20 protein-coding genes are annotated in these 17,417 nt (G+C 62.7%); 8 read left to right on the forward strand and 12 right to left on the reverse strand.

The window, feature by feature from the left end:
* Positions 1 to 7: 7 nt before the first annotated feature.
* The 4 genes from pheS to infC all read right to left on the reverse strand — a co-directional run bounded on the left by pheS (position 8) and on the right by infC (position 2,723).
* Positions 8 to 1,090 (reverse strand): phenylalanine--tRNA ligase subunit alpha, encoded by a 1,083-nt coding sequence (gene pheS, locus ACFPWW_RS25260; protein WP_112565142.1) that lies wholly within the window; start codon positions 1,088 to 1,090, stop codon positions 8 to 10.
* A 147-nt stretch (positions 1,091 to 1,237) separates the two neighbouring features.
* A complete protein-coding gene (rplT, locus tag ACFPWW_RS25265; protein ID WP_007813309.1) occupies positions 1,238 to 1,642 on the reverse strand; it encodes a 50S ribosomal protein L20 in 405 nt (134 codons plus the stop codon).
* Between the two features lie 39 nt (positions 1,643 to 1,681).
* Entirely contained in the window at positions 1,682 to 1,885 is a 204-nt protein-coding gene (gene rpmI, locus ACFPWW_RS25270) for a 50S ribosomal protein L35 (protein WP_011423646.1), read from the reverse strand.
* A gap of 301 nt (positions 1,886 to 2,186) precedes the next feature.
* Positions 2,187 to 2,723 carry a translation initiation factor IF-3 gene (infC, locus tag ACFPWW_RS25275; RefSeq protein WP_112565682.1) on the reverse strand — a complete coding sequence of 179 codons (537 nt, stop codon included), beginning with the start codon at positions 2,721 to 2,723 and terminating at the stop codon, positions 2,187 to 2,189.
* Between the two features lie 180 nt (positions 2,724 to 2,903).
* Here infC and ACFPWW_RS25280 point away from each other — a divergent pair, with 180 nt between their 5' ends.
* Both ACFPWW_RS25280 and ACFPWW_RS25285 read left to right on the forward strand, forming a co-directional pair.
* Complete coding sequence (locus ACFPWW_RS25280) at positions 2,904 to 3,701, forward strand: alpha/beta hydrolase (protein ID WP_377313722.1); 798 nt, start codon at positions 2,904 to 2,906, stop codon at positions 3,699 to 3,701.
* 212 nt (positions 3,702 to 3,913) lie between these two features.
* Positions 3,914 to 4,513 (forward strand): transglutaminase-like cysteine peptidase, encoded by a 600-nt coding sequence (locus ACFPWW_RS25285; RefSeq protein WP_112565138.1) that lies wholly within the window; start codon positions 3,914 to 3,916, stop codon positions 4,511 to 4,513.
* Between the two features lie 93 nt (positions 4,514 to 4,606).
* Here ACFPWW_RS25285 and mbfA read toward each other — a convergent pair whose 3' ends face one another.
* The gene (mbfA, locus tag ACFPWW_RS25290) at positions 4,607 to 5,590 is read right to left on the reverse strand and encodes an iron exporter MbfA (RefSeq protein ID WP_112565136.1); all 984 of its coding nucleotides are present in this window, start codon (positions 5,588 to 5,590) and stop codon (positions 4,607 to 4,609) included.
* A gap of 188 nt (positions 5,591 to 5,778) precedes the next feature.
* Here mbfA and ACFPWW_RS25295 point away from each other — a divergent pair, with 188 nt between their 5' ends.
* Positions 5,779 to 6,246, forward strand: coding sequence for a group III truncated hemoglobin (locus ACFPWW_RS25295; RefSeq protein WP_377313724.1), 468 nt, complete (start codon positions 5,779 to 5,781; stop codon positions 6,244 to 6,246).
* Positions 6,247 to 6,249: 3 nt separating this feature from the next.
* Here the strand turns inward: ACFPWW_RS25295 and ACFPWW_RS25300 are convergent, their stop codons facing one another.
* The 3 genes from ACFPWW_RS25300 to ACFPWW_RS25310 all read right to left on the reverse strand — a co-directional run bounded on the left by ACFPWW_RS25300 (position 6,250) and on the right by ACFPWW_RS25310 (position 8,826).
* A complete protein-coding gene (locus tag ACFPWW_RS25300; RefSeq protein ID WP_377313726.1) occupies positions 6,250 to 7,143 on the reverse strand; it encodes an EamA family transporter in 894 nt (297 codons plus the stop codon).
* A gap of 93 nt (positions 7,144 to 7,236) precedes the next feature.
* Positions 7,237 to 7,791, reverse strand: coding sequence for a recombination regulator RecX (gene recX, locus ACFPWW_RS25305; protein WP_377313728.1), 555 nt, complete (start codon positions 7,789 to 7,791; stop codon positions 7,237 to 7,239).
* A gap of 9 nt (positions 7,792 to 7,800) precedes the next feature.
* Positions 7,801 to 8,826, reverse strand: a complete 1,026-nt coding sequence (locus tag ACFPWW_RS25310) for a histone deacetylase family protein (protein ID WP_112754069.1) — start codon at positions 8,824 to 8,826, stop codon at positions 7,801 to 7,803.
* A 153-nt stretch (positions 8,827 to 8,979) separates the two neighbouring features.
* Here ACFPWW_RS25310 and ACFPWW_RS25315 point away from each other — a divergent pair, with 153 nt between their 5' ends.
* Complete coding sequence (locus tag ACFPWW_RS25315) at positions 8,980 to 9,606, forward strand: HAD-IA family hydrolase (RefSeq protein WP_377313730.1); 627 nt, start codon at positions 8,980 to 8,982, stop codon at positions 9,604 to 9,606.
* Here the strand turns inward: ACFPWW_RS25315 and ACFPWW_RS25320 are convergent.
* Both ACFPWW_RS25320 and ACFPWW_RS25325 read right to left on the reverse strand, forming a co-directional pair.
* A complete protein-coding gene (locus tag ACFPWW_RS25320) occupies positions 9,588 to 10,106 on the reverse strand; it encodes a GNAT family N-acetyltransferase (RefSeq protein ID WP_377313732.1) in 519 nt (172 codons plus the stop codon). The two genes, ACFPWW_RS25315 and ACFPWW_RS25320, sit on opposite strands and share 19 nt — an antisense overlap.
* 132 nt (positions 10,107 to 10,238) lie before the next feature.
* The gene (locus tag ACFPWW_RS25325) at positions 10,239 to 10,808 is read right to left on the reverse strand and encodes a helix-turn-helix domain-containing protein (RefSeq protein ID WP_112754074.1); all 570 of its coding nucleotides are present in this window, start codon (positions 10,806 to 10,808) and stop codon (positions 10,239 to 10,241) included.
* Positions 10,809 to 10,939: 131 nt separating this feature from the next.
* Here ACFPWW_RS25325 and tenA point away from each other — a divergent pair, with 131 nt between their 5' ends.
* Together tenA and lepA are read left to right on the forward strand one after the other, a co-directional pair.
* Complete coding sequence (gene tenA, locus ACFPWW_RS25330; protein ID WP_377313734.1) at positions 10,940 to 11,638, forward strand: thiaminase II; 699 nt, start codon at positions 10,940 to 10,942, stop codon at positions 11,636 to 11,638.
* 76 nt (positions 11,639 to 11,714) lie between these two features.
* Complete coding sequence (lepA, locus tag ACFPWW_RS25335) at positions 11,715 to 13,547, forward strand: translation elongation factor 4 (protein WP_112705713.1); 1,833 nt, start codon at positions 11,715 to 11,717, stop codon at positions 13,545 to 13,547.
* A gap of 5 nt (positions 13,548 to 13,552) precedes the next feature.
* On the opposite strand, the gene ACFPWW_RS25340 is transcribed toward lepA, so the two are convergent.
* Entirely contained in the window at positions 13,553 to 14,599 is a 1,047-nt protein-coding gene (locus tag ACFPWW_RS25340; RefSeq protein WP_377313736.1) for a GlxA family transcriptional regulator, read from the reverse strand.
* Between the two features lie 158 nt (positions 14,600 to 14,757).
* Here ACFPWW_RS25340 and ACFPWW_RS25345 point away from each other — a divergent pair, with 158 nt between their 5' ends.
* Positions 14,758 to 15,834 (forward strand): class I SAM-dependent methyltransferase, encoded by a 1,077-nt coding sequence (locus ACFPWW_RS25345; RefSeq protein WP_377313738.1) that lies wholly within the window; start codon positions 14,758 to 14,760, stop codon positions 15,832 to 15,834.
* 54 nt (positions 15,835 to 15,888) lie between these two features.
* On the opposite strand, the gene ACFPWW_RS25350 is transcribed toward ACFPWW_RS25345, so the two are convergent.
* A complete protein-coding gene (locus ACFPWW_RS25350) occupies positions 15,889 to 16,938 on the reverse strand; it encodes a GH25 family lysozyme (protein WP_377313740.1) in 1,050 nt (349 codons plus the stop codon).
* A gap of 183 nt (positions 16,939 to 17,121) precedes the next feature.
* Here ACFPWW_RS25350 and ACFPWW_RS25355 point away from each other — a divergent pair, with 183 nt between their 5' ends.
* On the forward strand, positions 17,122 to 17,415 hold the full coding sequence (locus ACFPWW_RS25355) for a SelT/SelW/SelH family protein (protein WP_112565116.1): 294 nt from the start codon (positions 17,122 to 17,124) through the stop codon (positions 17,413 to 17,415).
* Positions 17,416 to 17,417: the final 2 nt, after the last annotated feature.

The raw sequence follows: 17,417 nt of genomic DNA on the forward strand, positions 1-17,417 counted from the left end.
TCCTCCCTTAAACGCTCAGGCCGCCGAACAGCGTCGGCATGTCGAGCGGGCGGAAGCCGTAGTGGTTCATCCAGCGCACGTCGGCGTTGAAGAAGTCGCGCAGGTCCGGCATGCCGTATTTCAGCATGGCGATGCGATCGAGGCCCATGCCCCAGGCAAAGCCCTGATATTCATCCGGATCGAGGCCGCCGTAACGCAGCACGTTCGGGTGGACCATGCCGCAGCCCAAGATTTCCATCCAGTCCGTGCCTTCGCCGAACTTGACGATCGGGCCGGAGCGGTCGCACTGGATATCGACCTCGAAAGAGGGTTCCGTGAAGGGGAAGAAGGACGGGCGGAAGCGCATCGTCACGCTGTCGACCTCGAAGAAGGCCTTGCAGAATTCTTCCAGCACCCAGCGGATATTGGCGACATTGGCCTTCTTGTCGATGACGAGGCCTTCGACCTGATGGAACATCGGCGAATGCGTGGCATCGGAATCCTGGCGATAGGTCTTGCCGGGAATGATGATGCGGATCGGCGGCTTCTGCGCTTCCATCGTACGCACCTGCACCGGCGAGGTGTGCGTGCGCAGCACCTTGCGCTCGCCCTTCTCATCCGGATTGAAGAAGAAGGTGTCGTGCATCTCGCGGGCCGGATGCCCCTCGGGGAAATTCAGAGCCGTGAAATTGTAATAGTCGGTCTCGATGTCGGGACCTTCCGCGATCGAAAAGCCCATGTCGCCGAAGATCGCGGTGATCTCGTCGACGATCTGGCTGATCGGATGGATACGGCCGCGCTCGGCCGGCGAGGAGCGCACCGGCAGGCTGACATCAACCGTTTCGGCCTTCAGGCGGGCGTTGACTGCCGCTTCCTTCAGCACCGACTTGCGCTCGGCAAGGGCGTCGGTCACTTCGTTCTTCAGCGCGTTGATCGCCGCACCCCGGGTCTGGCGCTCTTCCGGCGTCATGGCGCCGAGCGTCTTCAGAAGTTCGGAGACGGAGCCCTTCTTGCCGAGTGCCGAAACGCGGAACGCTTCGAGCGCAGGCTCGTCATTGGCGGCGGCAATTTCGGCAAGCAAAGAGGATTTCAGCTGGTCGATATCTGACATTGTCTTCTTTCCGTCCGGGTCAGGCGGCGTTCGAAAGGCGGGCTGGAGAGGCCGCGCCAGCAGTACAAAGAAAGAAAAACCCGCGCTAGCCCAAACCAGCGCGGGTTTCCCAAAATTCATTAAAGCATAGAGCCTGGGAAGCGCTGGTTACCGAACCGCGCCTTCAAACTCGTTAGCCGTGCCGGTTTCCTTGAGGTACTCAAGGGCCTTCTTGGCGGCAGCAACCAGGGCACCGAATGCTTCCGGCTCATGGATTGCCATGTCGGAGAGAACCTTGCGGTCGACTTCGATGCCAGCCTTGTTCAGACCGTCGATGAAGCGGCCGTAGGTCAGGCCGAATTCGCGGACGGCAGCGTTGATACGCTGGATCCAGAGGGCGCGGAAGTTGCGCTTGTTAACCTTACGGTCGCGATATGCGTACTGCTTGGCGCGATCGACGGCAGCCTTGGCGGTACGGATGGTGTTCTTGCGGCGGCCGTAGAAACCCTTGGCCTGCTTCAGAACCTTCTTGTGCTTGGCGTGGGCGGTGACGCCTCTTTTTACACGTGCCATTTCATGATCTCCTTAATCTAACGCGTTACCGGAATAGTCTCAGAGACCGTTCGGCAGATAGTTCTTCACGACCTTGCGGCCATCGGGTTCTGCCAGAACCATGGTGCCGCGTGCATCGCGAATGAACTTGTTCGTGCGCTTGATCATGCCATGGCGCTTGCCAGCGGCAGCCGCCTTGACCTTGCCGGAGGCGGTGATCTTGAACCGCTTCTTGGCAGCAGACTTCGTCTTCATCTTGGGCATTTTGCTACTCCGTTTCTGTCCTCCCTGCGCGCTTCATCAAAGAAGCCCTTCTGCGCAAGCCCGGATTTCCGGTCTTCGCCAAAGGCGCGGGAGCGTTTGTTGTTGATCTGCGGGCGAGGCGACGAGACCTGCCCGCAAGCATTCGAAACTGCCACGGCATGCCCTGCCGGTCAGTTCGGACGCGCGCTTATAACCGCAGCGTCATGAAAGTGCAACGGGGCGGATCGAGGATTCTTGCCGCTGCCGGAAAACACGAAAGCCGCCCTGGCGGACGGCTTTGAGCGAAAGGATGCGGCACCGGTCACTTCGGCGCCAGCACCATCATCATCTGGCGGCCTTCGAGCTTGGGCTCGGCCTCGACCTTGGCAATCTCGGTCGTGTCGGCCTTGACCTGCTGCAGAAGCTTCATGCCGAGTTCCTGGTGGGCCATTTCACGGCCACGGAACTTCAGCGTCACCTTCACCTTGTCGCCTTCGTCGAAGAAGCGACCCATCGCCTTCATCTTCACCTCATAATCATGGGTGTCGATGTTCGGGCGCATCTTGATTTCTTTGACTTCGACGATCTTCTGCTTCTTGCGCGCCTCGGCAGCCTTCTTCTGGTTGGCATATTTCAGCTTGCCCAGATCGAGGATCTTGCACACCGGCGGTTCGGCATTGGGGGAAATTTCGACGAGGTCGAGGCCGGCTTCTTCCGCCATTCTCAAGGCCTGGTCCGTGGGCACGACGCCCATATTCTGTCCGTCAGCCGCAATCAGCTGAACTTTGGGAATGCGGATCTCCCGGTTCGAGCGCGGTCCATCCTTTACGGGCGCGTCGGCTTTAAAGGGTCTGCGAATGGTCGTATTCTCCTCGCGTTGTTTCGGAACGTTGCAGCTTCGTGTCCCAATCCAAAGGGGGCACAAACGGGTCACGTCATCGCTGCAGCGGATTCAATAACACCCTTTAGCGGAAAAATCACCTGCTGTCAGCCTGTCAAGAATCTGTTTTATAGGCCAAAACAACAGGAGTTCCGCCCGATGTCCGACCAGATGCCCGCTCTTCAGCCCCAGTTCCTCAATGTCGGCGAAGGCGAGGCAGCGCGGCGGATCGCCATGCTGGTGCGGCCGGCGCAGCCGGGCAGCGATCTTCCGGCCCTCGTTTGGCTATCCGGCTACCGATCGGACATGAGCGGCAGCAAGGCCGTCGAGATCGACCGGCTGGCGCAGGAGCTGGGTGCGGCCTGCATCCGTCTCGACTATTCCGGCCACGGGCTTTCCGGCGGTGCCTTCACCGACGGCACGATCTCGCGCTGGCTGGAAGAGGCCCTTGCGGTGATCGGCGACGCCGCCCCTGAACGGATGATCCTTATCGGTTCCTCGATGGGCGGCTGGATCGCGCTCAGGGTGGCGCAAGAGCTTGCAAAGGCCGGCGGGCCGAAGCTTGACGGCATGGTGCTGATCGCCCCGGCGCCGGATTTCACCAGCGACCTGATCGAGCCGAACCTCAAGAAGAAGGAACGCGCCTCGCTGGAAGAGCGCGGCTATTTCGAGGAACGCTCCCAGTACAGCCCGGAACCCAACATCTATACCCGCGCCCTGATCGAGGACGGCCGGAAGAACCGGGTCCTGACCGGCATTATCGAAACCGGCTGCCCGATCCACATCCTGCAGGGCATGAAGGATGCCGACGTGCCCTATCTGCACGCGATGAAGCTCGTGGAACATCTTCCGGCGGATGACGTGGTGCTCACCTTCATTCGCGATGGCGACCACCGGCTGTCGCGCCCGCAGGATATCGAGCGGCTGCGCAGCGCCGTCAAAGGCCTTATCCGATAGACTGAAGCCAGTTCTCCACCAAAGAATAGGCAATTGCCCGAATAGAGAGAGAGTCGGTTGAGCAAGTTATGCTCAGCTATCCCTAAGGTTATGTTGCATTTTAACCATGTCTACGAGTTGCACGGCCCTCCCAAGAAGTAACGATTGACTCCTTTCGGCCCTCTCCGTTAACTGTTTGTTAATAAATGAAGGGCGATGCAGGGAAGTAGGGCGTGCGGATCAAGGGTTTCCTCGTGGCCATGATGGCCGTGTTTGCAATGGCGCCGGCCGCTATTCCGGCTCCCAGCAAAAATGCCTCCATGGTGACCGGCAATGCGACATCACAGCCAGTCGGTCACTACGATTTCTGTCAGACACACCGCAGCGAATGCGGCGCCAACCGCAATACCGGACCGGTTTCCATGACCGGCGGCAAGTGGGCCGCCGTTCGCGCCGTCAACGCGACCGTCAACCGCACCATCACGCCGATGACCGACAAGGAAATCTACGGCAAGGACGAGGTCTGGGCCTATCCGACCACGGCCGGCGACTGCGAGGATTTCGCGCTTCTGAAGCGCCGTATCCTCATCCAGCGCGGCTTCTCGCCCGCCGATCTCCTGTTGACCGTCGTTCGCAAGCCCGACGGCGAAGGCCATGCGGTTCTGACGCTGCGCACGGCCGAAGGCGATTTCGTGCTCGACAACCTGGCTTCCGACGTCAAGCCCTGGTTTGCGACGCCCTACAGCTTCATCAAGCGCCAGTCGAGCTTCAACGCCGGCCGCTGGGTGACGATCGAGAACGGCCGCGACGTCCTGGTCGGCGCGCTGAGATAACAAGTTTTGAGGGGACTGTGGGAAAGGCCGGCGAAAGTCGGCCTTTTTCATATGGGCAGCATGCCTGCGCCGCGGTCTCTCCCGTTTGCGGGATCAGGCATTGCCGATAAAGATGCCGGCTGCCAGCACGAGGCTGCCGCCGAGGACCACCTGGAAGGCGGCGCGCAGGAAGGGCGTCTCCATATATTTGTTCTGGATGAAGGCGATCGCCCAGAGTTCGAAAAAGACGATGACGGCGGCAGTGATGGTCGCCGTCCAGAAATACGGGATGAGATAGGGCAGCGCATGGCCAAGGCCGCCGAGCGCCGTCATGATGCCGCAGGCAAGGCCGCGCTTGATCGGAGAGCCGCGACCGGAGATCTTGCCGTCGTCATGGGCGGCCTCCGTAAAGCCCATCGAGATGCCGGCACCGACCGAAGCCGACAGGCCGACCAGAAAGGTCTGCCAGGTATCCTGCGTGGCGAAGGCGGCGGCAAAGATCGGCGCGAGCGTCGAGACCGAGCCGTCCATGAGGCCGGCGAGACCCGGCTGCACATAGGTCAACACGAAGCGGCGGCGGGCCGTCTCGTCCTCTTCCTTCTTCACATCGTCAGGCGTGTGCTTGTCGCCCAGCATCCGGGCAATGTCCTCGTGGCCCTGCTCGGCAAGCGCGAGATCGCCGAGCAACTGGCGGGTCGAGGCGTCGGAGGTCTGCTTAACCGCCTCGACATAGAAGCGATAGGCCTGTTCCTCCATCGCCTCCGCCTCCTGCCTGATCGCGTCGAGGGAAAGGTTGGCACGCAGCCAGTCCGGCTTGCGCTCGTAGAAGCCTTGGACATGTTCGCGACGGATCAAGGGAATGCGCTCGCCGAAACGCTGGCGGTGGATTTCGATCAGCGACTTGCGGTGCGTGTCCTCCACCTCCGCCATATCTTCGAACACCTTGGCCGAGGCGGGGAATTCCTGTCGCAGATGTTCCGCATAGGCGAGATAGATGCGGGCGTCGTCTTCTTCCGAGGCGATGGCAAGCGCCAGGATTTCCTGCTCGGAGAGGGAGCGGAAGGAACGTTTCGGTGATCTGAAAAACCGGGCCAACATGCGTAGTCTCCAATAACTTAGAATTATTCTAAATCTAAAGTGGCGATCCGCATGGGTCAAGATCAAAGCCCGGCAGGATTGACAGAATGCCGCGATCGGGTGATCGCAGCTTTGCTGCGGCAGCGCGCCGACCTATATGAGGGTTGCCATTTTAAGGGCTGCCAATTGCAGCCGCGCCGGGGTTAACGATGAAGAACGAGATACAGGGACGGGCCGCGCATGTTGCCGCGATCCGCGAAAAGGCCGAGGCCGAGATGAAAGAGATCGGCGTGGATGAGGCCTTCATTTCGAGGCTGGTCGAGACCTTTTACGGGCGGGTGCTCAGGCATCCCGAGCTTGGACCGGTTTTCGATGCGCGCCTTTCCGGCCGCTGGCCGGAACATATGGACAAGATGAAGAGCTTCTGGTCGGCCGTCGCCTTCCGCAGCGGTGCCTATGGCGGCAAACCGGTCCAGGCGCATCTCGGCGTTGCGAACATGACGCCGGAGCTTTTCCCGAAATGGCTTTCGCTGTTTTCCGCAACGCTCGACGACGTGGCGCCGACGCCGGAAGCGAAGGACTGGTTCATGGCGACCGCGGAACGGATCGCCAAGAGCCTGACGCTGTCGCTCTTCTACAATCCGGCGCTCGACGATCCCGCAAAGAAGACGAGCTGACGCTCACTGCCTTGCCGAAAAGGTGGCACCGGCGCTTGCGGCGACGACGAGCGCCGTCCCGGCCATCTGCAGAAGCGTCATCGGCTGGGCCAGGATGACGAAGCCCGCGAGCGCCGCGATGGCCGGTTCGAGGCTCATGAGAATGCCGAACGAGGCCGTCGGCATGCGCCGCAAGGCGATCAGCTCGAGCGTGTAGGGCAGCAGCGGCACGAGAATGGCAAGGCCCGCCATCTCGACCAGACCGAAGGCATCAAGTTTCGGCACGGCACCGGCAAAGCCGAAGGGCGTGGCAACCAGGGCCGCGACCATGAGCGACATGGAAAGCCCTTCCAGCCCCTTGAAACTGGCGCCGATCCTTTTCGTCAGGACGATATAGATCGCCCAGCCCGTTCCCGCGCCGAAGGCGAAGAGAACGCCGAGGGGATCACCCACCCAGCCTTCTCCGTCATGCGCGAGGGCCAGCACGCCCAGCGCGGCAACGAGCGGCCAGAGCAGGCGCCGGCTCAATCCATAACCGGCGGTTGCCACGGCGAGCGGGCCGAGAAAATCAATCGCCACGGCAAGGCCGAGCGGAATGCGCTCGATCGCGGAGAAGAAACTCATGGTCATCAGCGCGGTCGTCGCGCCAAGAACCAGGGCGCTTGTCCATTGAGCGCTGCTATAGCTTGACAGGCGCGGGCGCACGGCAATCGCCAGGATGATCGCCGCAAAGGCAAGACGCAGCCATGTGGCGCCGACGGGTCCATATGTGGCGATGGCGGAGGATGACAGCGCCGCGCCGAACTGGATGGACGACATGGACATCAGGCACATCAGCCCGCCCGCCGCCACGCCGCCGAATGCGGTTGATGCCTGCGCGGTCAGCGTTGCCGCTCCGGCATTGGTCCTGTCTTCCATCTGCGCCTCCGATTGTGCGCCGTTCATACGAGGGCGGCGCGTGCGCGACAAATTCAAACTTCTGATCGCGGCAGCAAAAGGCCTGATGCGATATCAGAGGCGGCCGGCAAGGATGACCTCTTCGGCATCCTCGAAACTCATCTCGAAGACTTTTCTGCCGATCTCGAAGCTGAAACCGTTGCGGGCGAAGGCGGAGAGTTCCTTTGCCTTGCGCTTCTCATCAAGCTCGACGCGGCGAAAGGGGCCGAAGGCGCGCTTGCGGGCGAAGATCGCCGCGGCGTAGAGATCGTCGGCCTCTGCGAGCGCAGCCTCCACCTTGTCGCCGGAGACGCCCTTGACCGCGAGCTTCTGGGCGATGGCGCGCTTCGACTTGCCGCTGCGCAGGGCGGATCGCGTGCTGATTTCGGCATAGGCGCTATCGTCGATCGCCTTGTTGTCATAGGCGAATTTGACGGCAAAATCGGCAACGGCCTTCAGCTGCGCCGCGCTGATATCGTCGAACTTCTCCTTTGCCTTGCGGGTGATGGCGTCAAAGAGCTGCTTCTCCGTCATCATCCGCCGCTCGAGGCGATAGATGGTCGAATTGCGCGCCCAGCTCAGCATGCGGGGCGTCGGGATATCGGATGGCACGCCGGTCTCTTCGCTCATCGGCAGCGGTCAGGCTTCCAGGCCCATGAGCATATTGGCGACGTTGAGGCCGATTTCCGGCACGCCGTAACCGCCCTCCATGCAGGTGACGACCGGCAGGCCGGCAGCGGAGATCATCTCGCCCATGCGGATGAAATCCTCCGATCTCAGCTTGAAGAAGGAGATCGGATCGCGCTCGAACGTATCGACGCCGAGCGCCACGACGATCGCTTCCGCGCCAAAGGCCCGGATGCGGGAGAGCGCGTCGGCAAGGGCGGCCGACCAGACATCGAAACTCGTGCCCCGCGCCATCGGGTAATTGCGGTTGGCGCCCTCGCCCTGACCTTCGCCGACTTCATCGGCATGGCCGAGGAAATAGGGAAAGGCATGAACGGGATCGCCATGCAGCGAGGCGGTGAAGACATCGCCGCGGCGATAGAAGAGATCCTGCGTGCCGTTGCCGTGGTGGAAATCGACATCGAGCACGGCGACCTTCCTGGCGCCGTGATCGAGCAGGCGCTGGGCGGCCACGCCGGAATTGTTGATGAAGCAATAGCCGCCGAAGAGATCGATGCCGGCGTGATGGCCGGGCGGGCGGCAGAGCGCGAAGGCAAGGCGGTTGCCGGCATTCAGCCAGTCCGCGCCCGTCATCGCGCAGCGCATGGAGGCAACAGCCGCCTCATAGGAACCCTTGGTGATGGAAGTATCGGCGGCATTGGCATAATGGCCGATCGCGCCGACGATATTCTCGGGCACGCGCTGGCTGGTACGGCGGACCGGAAAGGAATTGGCGATCGCTTCGCCCGTGTATCCCGCCGCCACCCAGCGGTCCCAGACCGTCGCCAGGAATTCCAGATAGGCCGGATCATGCACCTTGCGCGCCGTTTCAAGGCCATGCGCTTCGGGAGCGACGACATCCGTAAAACCCGCCGCCTTCACCGCGGCCAGTATCCATTCGGCCCGGAACGGCGCCTCGAAGGGCGTCACGAGCTGGCCGTCGTGCAGCTCCGTCTTCGCATCGCGCAGCTTGTGGTCTTCGGAATAGATGACGCGCACGAGTGTCCTCCGCAAATCAGTCTGTCATGTTCAAGCCTTACACAGGCCCGGCGGAAGAAAAAAGCGCTGAACGCGCCTTGATCGCCGCAACCGGCGACGCCACGTTCAGGCCGATTTCAGAATGCTTCCCTTTTCGTTACGAGACCGAACCCCATGAAAATCCTGATGGTCGATGTCGACGGCGTGCTGGTCCACGGACGCCCGGCGGACGGTCTGCCGCACTTCACCTATATCGAGCGCGACCTCGGCCTGGCACCGTCCCTGCTGCAGCAGGAATTCTTCAAGCCCTACTGGGTCGACATCGTGACCGGCCAGGAGCCGATCGAGCCCCGCCTGACGGAGGTTCTCGGCCGCATCGCCCCGCATCTTGGCGCCCAGACCCTGCTCGACTACTGGTTCGAAAACGATTCCCGCCTCGACCGACAACTGCTCGACGACCTCGCCCGCCTGAAGGACGGGGGCACGCTGCTTTATCTTGCCACCAACCAGGAACATCAGCGCGCCGCTTACCTGCGCGACGTGCTGGGGCTCGGCCAGCTCTTCGACGGCATGTTCTATTCGGCCGCGCTCGGCGCGCGAAAACCTTTCCGCGACTTCTTCCGGCTTGCGACGGAGGCTGTCGGCGCCGTCCCGCAAGATATCGGCTTCATCGACGATGCCGAGGAAAATATCGCGGCGGCCAGGGCGTTCGGCTGGAAAGCCCAGCATTGGACGCCGGCATCCCGACTGGCCGATGCCATCGACGTCTTTACGCAGGACGATCAGGCGACCCGCTTGTAGAAGAACGTCGTGGCGCAAAGCCCGCCTTCCGGCCACAGCGCATAATCGGGGATGATACCGACGCGCTCCCAGCCGAGGCGCGGATAGATGGCTTCGGCATCGCTGCCGGTTGCGGTGTCGAGGACAAGGATCGTCTTGCCTCGACGGGCCGCCTCCCGCTCGGCCATCTGCATCAGCAGGCGCGCGAGGCCGCGGCCGCGGGCGGAGCGATGGACGAGCAGTTTCTTCAGATCGCCGCGATGCGGCTGGTTCGGCATCTGGGCGGCACCGACCTGCACCGTGCCGACGATCCTGCCGTCCATCTCGGCGCCGAAGAGCAGCGTGCCGCCGTCAGCCACGGCTTCGGCAACACTTCGCCAATAGGGCTCGGCATCCCCCGGCGCATAAGGCTGCATGAAGCCGACGGAAGCGCCGCCATTGACGCAATCGGCGAGCACTTCGCAAAGGTCGGGAATGGCGGCCTGGGCTTCGGTTGAGGAGAGAAGGCGGATCGTCGGCATAAATATCCCTCGGTAAACAAGCGCGTGAACGAGAGCATTTCCGGCGAGGATCGAATCGCCTGAAATGCTCCATCTCTTTGTTTTCAAGCAATTCCGGACGCAAAACCGTTTCACGCTTTTGCCGGAACTGCTCTAGCGGGTGCCGTGATCCAGCACGACGCAATAGCGTGCCGGAGCGTGACCCGGATTGTGAAAGACATGGCCGTCGCCGACCGGCATGAAGAGGCAATCGCCGGGCTTGAGGCGATAGACCGTTTCGCCGACGGTCATTTCCAGCTCGCCATCGAAGAGCCAGACATGCTGCGTCATGCCGCGGCTTGCAGCGTGCGGCGGAAAGCTGACCCGCGCGCCGGCCGGAAACTCGACATCGACAATATCAACGCCGGAAGCGGTGCCCGGCGGCGAGACGGCGCGGCGCATATAGCCGGTTTCCGGATCGCGCCAGACCTGCTGATCCTGGCGGCGCGACAGCGGCGAGGCCTCCTGCCCCTCCTCGGCGAAGAACTCCGACAGCGACAGGCCGAGCGCTGCGCAGACCCTTGCCAGAAGCGAGGCCGTCGGGCTCGCTTCGGCGCGTTCGATGCGCGAAATCATGGCGCGGCTGACGCCGGAGGCCACGGCGAGATCATCCAGCGTGAGGCTCTTTTCCAGCCGGAGCGTGCGAATGCGGATGCCGATCGCCTGTTCGAGTTCCTGTTCCATTATCTGAATCCAAAATTCTACTATAAGAGAAATACAGGATCCGATGATGGAATCAAGCCCCCGCGAGCCGCCTTGCTTCTCACCACGGCGCCGCCGATATATGGCATCGGCATTCAGGAACGGAGAGCGATATGGACGGCATGACGCAGGGAACTGAAACGACGGAAAGCTTCACGGCGGCCGCCTGGGAGCGGATCAGGCCCATCATGGCCGAGATCGAGCGGTTGCCGCTGCTGGAACGGCTTTCGGACGGCACGCTGCCGCCGGAGATTTTCCGTCACTACATCCTGCAGGATGCGATCTACCTGAAGCACTATGCCCGCTGCCTGGCGATCGTCGCCGCCAAGGCACCCGACAATGCCCAGGTTCTGCGCTTCCTCGGCTCGGCCCAGAAGGCGATCACCGTCGAGCAGGGCCTGCATGCCGGCTTCCTCACCCAGTTCGGCATTTCGAGCGCCGACGTGACGGGTGCCGTGCCCTCGCCTTCCTGCTTTGCCTATACGAATTTCCTGCTGGCAACGGCCTATCACAGCTCCTATGCGGTGGCGCTGTCGGCCATTCTGCCCTGCTTCTGGATCTACTGGCATGTCGGCGAAGGCATCAAGAGCCGGCCGGCGATCGAGGGCAATATCTTCCAGGCCTGGATCAACACCTATGGCGATCCGCAGTTCGCCGCAGGTGCCCGCGAGGTGATCGCGCTGACCGATATCGCCGCCCGCGCCGCCTCGCCGGCAGAGCGCCGGCAGATGATGGACGCTTTCGTGCGCGCCTCCCAATATGAATGGATGTTCTGGGATTCGGCCTGGCGGCTGGAGACGTGGCCGGTCTGAGCCGCGCCCGGCAGTCCGCAAAATAGGGTAAACCCCGGTATAATTACCGCTTTGCGGGCGGTGAGCGCGCTGCTATATGGCGCGCATGAGCACCAATTCGACGACTCCGCTATCCCATATCCGCAACTTCTCGATCGTGGCCCATATCGACCACGGCAAATCGACGCTTGCCGACCGCCTGATCCAGACGACCGGCGGACTTGCCGAGCGCGAGATGTCCGAGCAGGTGCTCGACAATATGGATATCGAGCGCGAGCGCGGCATCACCATCAAGGCCCAGACCGTTCGCCTGCACTACAAGGCGAATAACGGCGAGACCTATGTGCTGAACCTCATCGACACGCCCGGACACGTGGACTTCGCCTACGAAGTCTCACGCTCGCTGTCGGCCTGCGAAGGTTCGCTGCTCGTCGTCGATGCCTCGCAGGGCGTGGAAGCCCAGACGCTCGCCAACGTCTATCAGGCGATCGACAACAACCACGAGCTCGTCACCGTTCTCAACAAGATCGACCTGCCGGCGGCCGAACCCGACCGCATCAAGGAGCAGATCGAGGAAGTGATCGGCATCGATGCGTCCGAAGCCGTGCTGATTTCGGCCAAAACCGGCCTCGGCATTCCCGACGTGCTCGAAGCGATCGTCCACAAGCTGCCGGCGCCGAAGAGCCCGGGCGGCGAGAAGGCGCCGCTGAAGGCGCTGCTCGTCGACAGCTGGTACGACACCTATCTCGGCGTCATGGTCCTGGTGCGCGTCATCGACGGCGTGCTCTCCAAGGGCCAGACGATCCGCATGATGGGCACGGACGCCAAGTACCAGGTGGAACGCGTCGGCGTGCTGACGCCGAAAATGGTCAATGTGGACAGCCTCGGCCCCGGCGAGATCGGCTTCATCACCGCCTCGATCAAGGAAGTGGCCGACACCCGCGTCGGCGACACGATCACCGAGGACAAGCGCCCGACGGCGCAAGCCCTGCCGGGCTTCAAGCCGGCGCAGCCGGTCGTCTTCTGCGGCCTGTTTCCGGTCGATGCGGCCGATTTCGAAGACCTGCGTGCGGCGATGGGCAAGCTTCGCCTCAACGACGCATCCTTCTCCTTCGAAATGGAATCGTCTGCCGCACTCGGCTTCGGCTTCCGCTGCGGCTTCCTCGGCCTCCTGCATCTCGAAATCATCCAGGAGCGCCTGGAGCGCGAGTTCGATCTCGACCTCATCGCAACCGCACCATCGGTCGTCTACCAGCTGACCATGACCGACGGCAGCGAGCGTGAGCTGCACAACCCGGCCGATATGCCCGATGTCGTCAAGATCGCCGAAATCCGCGAACCGTGGATCAAGGCGACGATCATGACGCCGGACGATTATCTCGGCGGCATCCTGAAGCTCTGCCAGGACCGGCGCGGCATCCAGACCGAGCTGACCTATGTCGGCACCCGCGCGATGGTGACTTACGAGCTGCCGCTCAACGAAGTCGTCTTCGACTTCTACGACCGCCTGAAATCGATCTCCAAGGGCTATGCCTCCTTCGACTATCATCTGGAAGGCTACCGCGAAGGCAACCTCGTGAAGATGTCGATCCTCGTCAACGGCGAGCCGGTCGACGCGCTTTCGATGCTCGTGCACCGTGCGGCCGCCGAAAAGCGCGGCCGCGACATGTGCGAGCGGCTGAAGGAGCTGATCCCGAAGCACATGTTCAAGATCCCGATCCAGGCCGCGATCGGCAGCAACGTCATCGCCCGCGAAACCATCTCGGCGCTGCGCAAGGACGTGACGGCCAAGTGCTACGGCGGCGACGCCACCCGCAAGCGCAAACTTCTGGAAAAGCAGAAGGAAGGCAAGAAGCGCATGCGCCAGTTCGGCAAGGTGGAGATCCCGCAGGAAGCCTTCATCGCCGCGCTCAAGATGGGCGACGAGTAAGCCCTTCAGCCTTTTGCCGGCCGGGCATAATCGGGCATGCGAAACCGGCGCCGATAGGTGCCGGGCGCCAGGCCCGTCATGCGTTTGAAGAGCCGGCGGAAAAAGGCCGGCTCCTCATAGCCGACCTGCCAGCTGATTTCGTCGACTGGCATATCGGTGCGCTCCAGCCGCCGTTTGGCGTCCTCCACTCTCAAGCGCTGTATGTAGGCGATCGGGCTGACACCGGTCGCCTGGGTGAAGCGACGCTTGAAGGTTCGCTCCGTCAGGCCGGCGCGGCGAACCATCTCTTCGATGGGATTGGCGACCGAAAAATGGCTGGAGATCCATTCCTGCGCGGTCTGGATGGCGGTATCGCCGTGGTCCCTGCGCCCCTCGAAGACGATGTAGGGGGCGAGCCCGTCCTGGTGCCATTGCAGCGCAAAGAAGCGGGCGATCGCCTGCGCCGCCGAAGCGCCGGCATGGCGTGCAATCAGGTAAAGAACAAGGTCATGCCAGGTCATCGAGGCACCGGAACTGATCAACTCCTCGCGCCTGCCGCAGACGACGAGTACGCGCTCCGGATGGACGGGCACCTGCGGAAAACTTGCCCGGAAGGCATCGGCGTAACCGAAGTGCACGGTGGCATCCATGCCGTCGAAGAGCCCGGTTTCGGCCAACAGGAAGAGCCCTGAACAGGCCGAACAGATCAGCGCGCCGCGGGCATGCATGGCACGGACCCATGCGATCAGTTCAGGATAGCGCCCCTTTCTCCACCCGTCCGCCGGCAACAGGACGGAGGGGACGATGATGATATCGGTGTGGTCGAGCGATGCGATGCTGCGCTGGACGGTGATCGGCACCCGGCTCGCAAGCTCCAGCGGCTCGGCAGTGACGCCGACGATTTCCACGCGAAAAGGCGGGCCGCCGCGGATGACATCGCTCGCCGCCGGCAGGACCGCGAAGGCGTTCATGACATCGAAAATGCCGCCGAGTGTCGAGACCACCGCCTCGGGGATGGCCACGAGGCTCACATGAAGAGAGTCGGATGCTGCTGGATCGGCACCGGTTTGCATCTGATCCCCCGGAAGAAACGGCCGCGTCATTCGCCCTTCTGCCTACACCGACGCGCAGATTGGCGCAAATGGCCCGCTTGTGGTCCATGCCGCTCTGCCGCCCGGCCTTGCCTCCTGTCATTCATTTCGCATTCCGAATATTTCGACAGGAGAAGAAAATGGATCAGATAAGACACGGGACGATCGATGCAGCCAGGCTCGACCTCATCGTCTCACGGGCAATCGGCGACCTCTCTGCCGGCTATGGCGGCGTGATGGTCAGCATCGGGCACCGGCTCGGCCTCTACAAGGCGATGGCAAAGGCCGGTCCCGTCAGTTCGCGCCAGCTTGCGACGCTCACGGGATGCGCGGAGCGCTACATCCGTGAATGGCTGGGCTCGCAGGTTGCGGGCGGCTATGTGATCTACGACAGCGCCAGCCACAGCTACGAACTGCCGGCGGAAAACGCGATGGTGCTGGCACAGGAGGACAGCCCGGTCTTCCTGGCGGCAGCCTGGGCAATCCCGGCCTCGATGTGGGCCGACGAGGACAAGGCGCTGGATGCCTTTCGCACAGGAGCCGGCATCCCCTGGGGCGACCATGACGGGCGGCTTTATTGCGGTGTCGCCTCGCTCTATCGCAATGCCTATAAGGCAAGCCTCGTTTCCGAATGGCTGCCGGCGCTCGATGGCGTGGTCGAAAAGCTGAAGGCCGGCGCGCTGGTCGCCGATGTCGGCTGCGGCCACGGGCATTCGACGGCACTGATGGCCGCGGCCTTTCCAGCCTCGCGTTTTCATGGCTTCGATTCGCATGCGCAATCGCTCGAAGAAGCTCGGCAGGTTGCAGCCAAGGCGGGCGGGATGCGGAAGGTCACGTTCGAGACGGCGCGGGCGGATACCTATCCGGGCTCAGGCTACGATCTCATCTGCTTCTTCGACTGCCTGCACGATATGGGCGACCCGTTGGCCGTCGCAAAACACGCGGCCAAGACGATTGCCCGCGACGGGACGGTCATGCTGGTCGAGCCATACGCAAAGGACGCCGTCGGCGACAATATTTCACCGGTCGCACGCATGTACTACGCCGCCTCGACGACGATCTGCTGCGCCCACGCGATCTCTGACGGCGGCCATATCGTGCTCGGCGCGCAGGCGGGGGAGAAACGGCTGGCTGACATCTTCCGCAAGGCAGGCTTCACACGGTTCCGCCGGGCAATGGCCACACCGTTCAACCTGGTGCTCGAGGCACGGCTCTGACGCCTGCGATGAAACGCGGTGCCCGGCGGCACCGCGTTTCAGATTCCGATTTCCCTAAAGCCCCGCCACCCAGCGGTGCCATTCTTCCTCGCTGCCGCGGAAGACATTGAGGTCGATCCGGCCTTCGACGCCGTGCGACAGGCCCGAGCCCGAATATTGCCAGAAGAGCCACTTGCGGCCCGGATAGACTTTCGACGGATGCTGGGCGACCGCGCGCAGCCAGAAATGATAGTTCGGGAAGGCGCCCTCGAGATTGTCGGCATAGAAATCCGGGGCCGTGTAGATGATCGGGCGCTTGCCATAGTAGCGCTCGATCTTCTCCATGAAGACCTGCATCTTTTCCAGTACGCGGGCGCGCGAGAGCTTTACCTTGCAGCTCGATTCGCCGTTCCACTCCACGTCGATGACCGGCGGCAGCGCATCGGGATCACGCGGCACGTTGCGGATGAACCAGTCGGCCTGTTCGCCGGCCGTGCGGCACCAGTAGAAGAAGTGATAGGCGCCGCGCTTGATGCCGGCTTCCTTGGCGCGGCGCCAGTTGGTCCTGAACATCGGGTCCAGATGGTCGCCGCCATCCGTGGCCTTGATGAAGGCGAAGTTTGCGCCGCGGGTCCTGAGCGTCTCCCAGTCGATATCCCCCTGCCAGCGCGAGACATCGACGCCGTGGACAGCCAGCTTGCGCGGCGAGATCTTGCCGAAGTTGATCGGCTTGGCATCACGGAAGCCGTAACCGTAGACGCGCGAGCGGCCGCGCGTCGGCGGCTCGATGGCGGGTGCGGCGGCCATGGCGAATTCCACGGGACGTTCGCTCGGGACCGGCATTCCGGGCTGCGAGACGGCGGAAGGCGTCATCGCCGAGAAGGCGCGCGGCTCCGGCACAGGCGCTTCCCAGGCGAGGCTTGCCTGCGGCATCGCATCGTCCGTTTCGGCCGCAGCAACCGCGGCCTGCGGCACGGATGCCGGCGGCGGGGTTACGGAAGCGGTGATGTCCTTCGACAGTTTCGGAGTGACGCCGGCCGAAAGACTTTCCGGACCGGAAGCCGACGAGCAGCCCGCCAGAGCGAGGCAGGCAAGAAGGATCGCTGGGACAGCCGTGGAACGCATGAGCACCGTGACGCAAGACAACAACCGGGGCGCTTCACCCATCCGCGAAGACACCAATCCGGAATAGCTAACGGAAAATTATCAAAAAAGACTGAATCCGAACTTTCCGCCCGCCGATTCGGCCGCGGAAGCATTGCGGCGCCTTACGCAAGCCTCTAAATCCAGCAGAAAAGGGAGCCCGCCATGACCGACAAAGCCCGTGTGACCATCCTCTACTGCACGCAATGCAACTGGCTGCTGCGCGCCGGCTGGATGGCGCAGGAACTGCTGCAGACCTTTACCGACAGCCTAGGCGAAGTGGCGCTCATTCCCGGCACCGGCGGCAATTTCGAGATCCGCGTCAATGGCGAGCTCATCTGGGAGCGCAAGCGCGACGGCGGCTTTCCGGGGCCGAAGGAATTGAAACAGCGGGTGCGCGACATCATCGAGCCCGACCGCGATCTCGGCCATGCCGACCGCGCCTCGCTGGAGAGCTGACG

It is taken from the genome of Rhizobium sp. GCM10022189, assembly GCF_042656325.1.
Classification (GTDB): Bacteria; Pseudomonadota; Alphaproteobacteria; order Rhizobiales; family Rhizobiaceae; genus Rhizobium.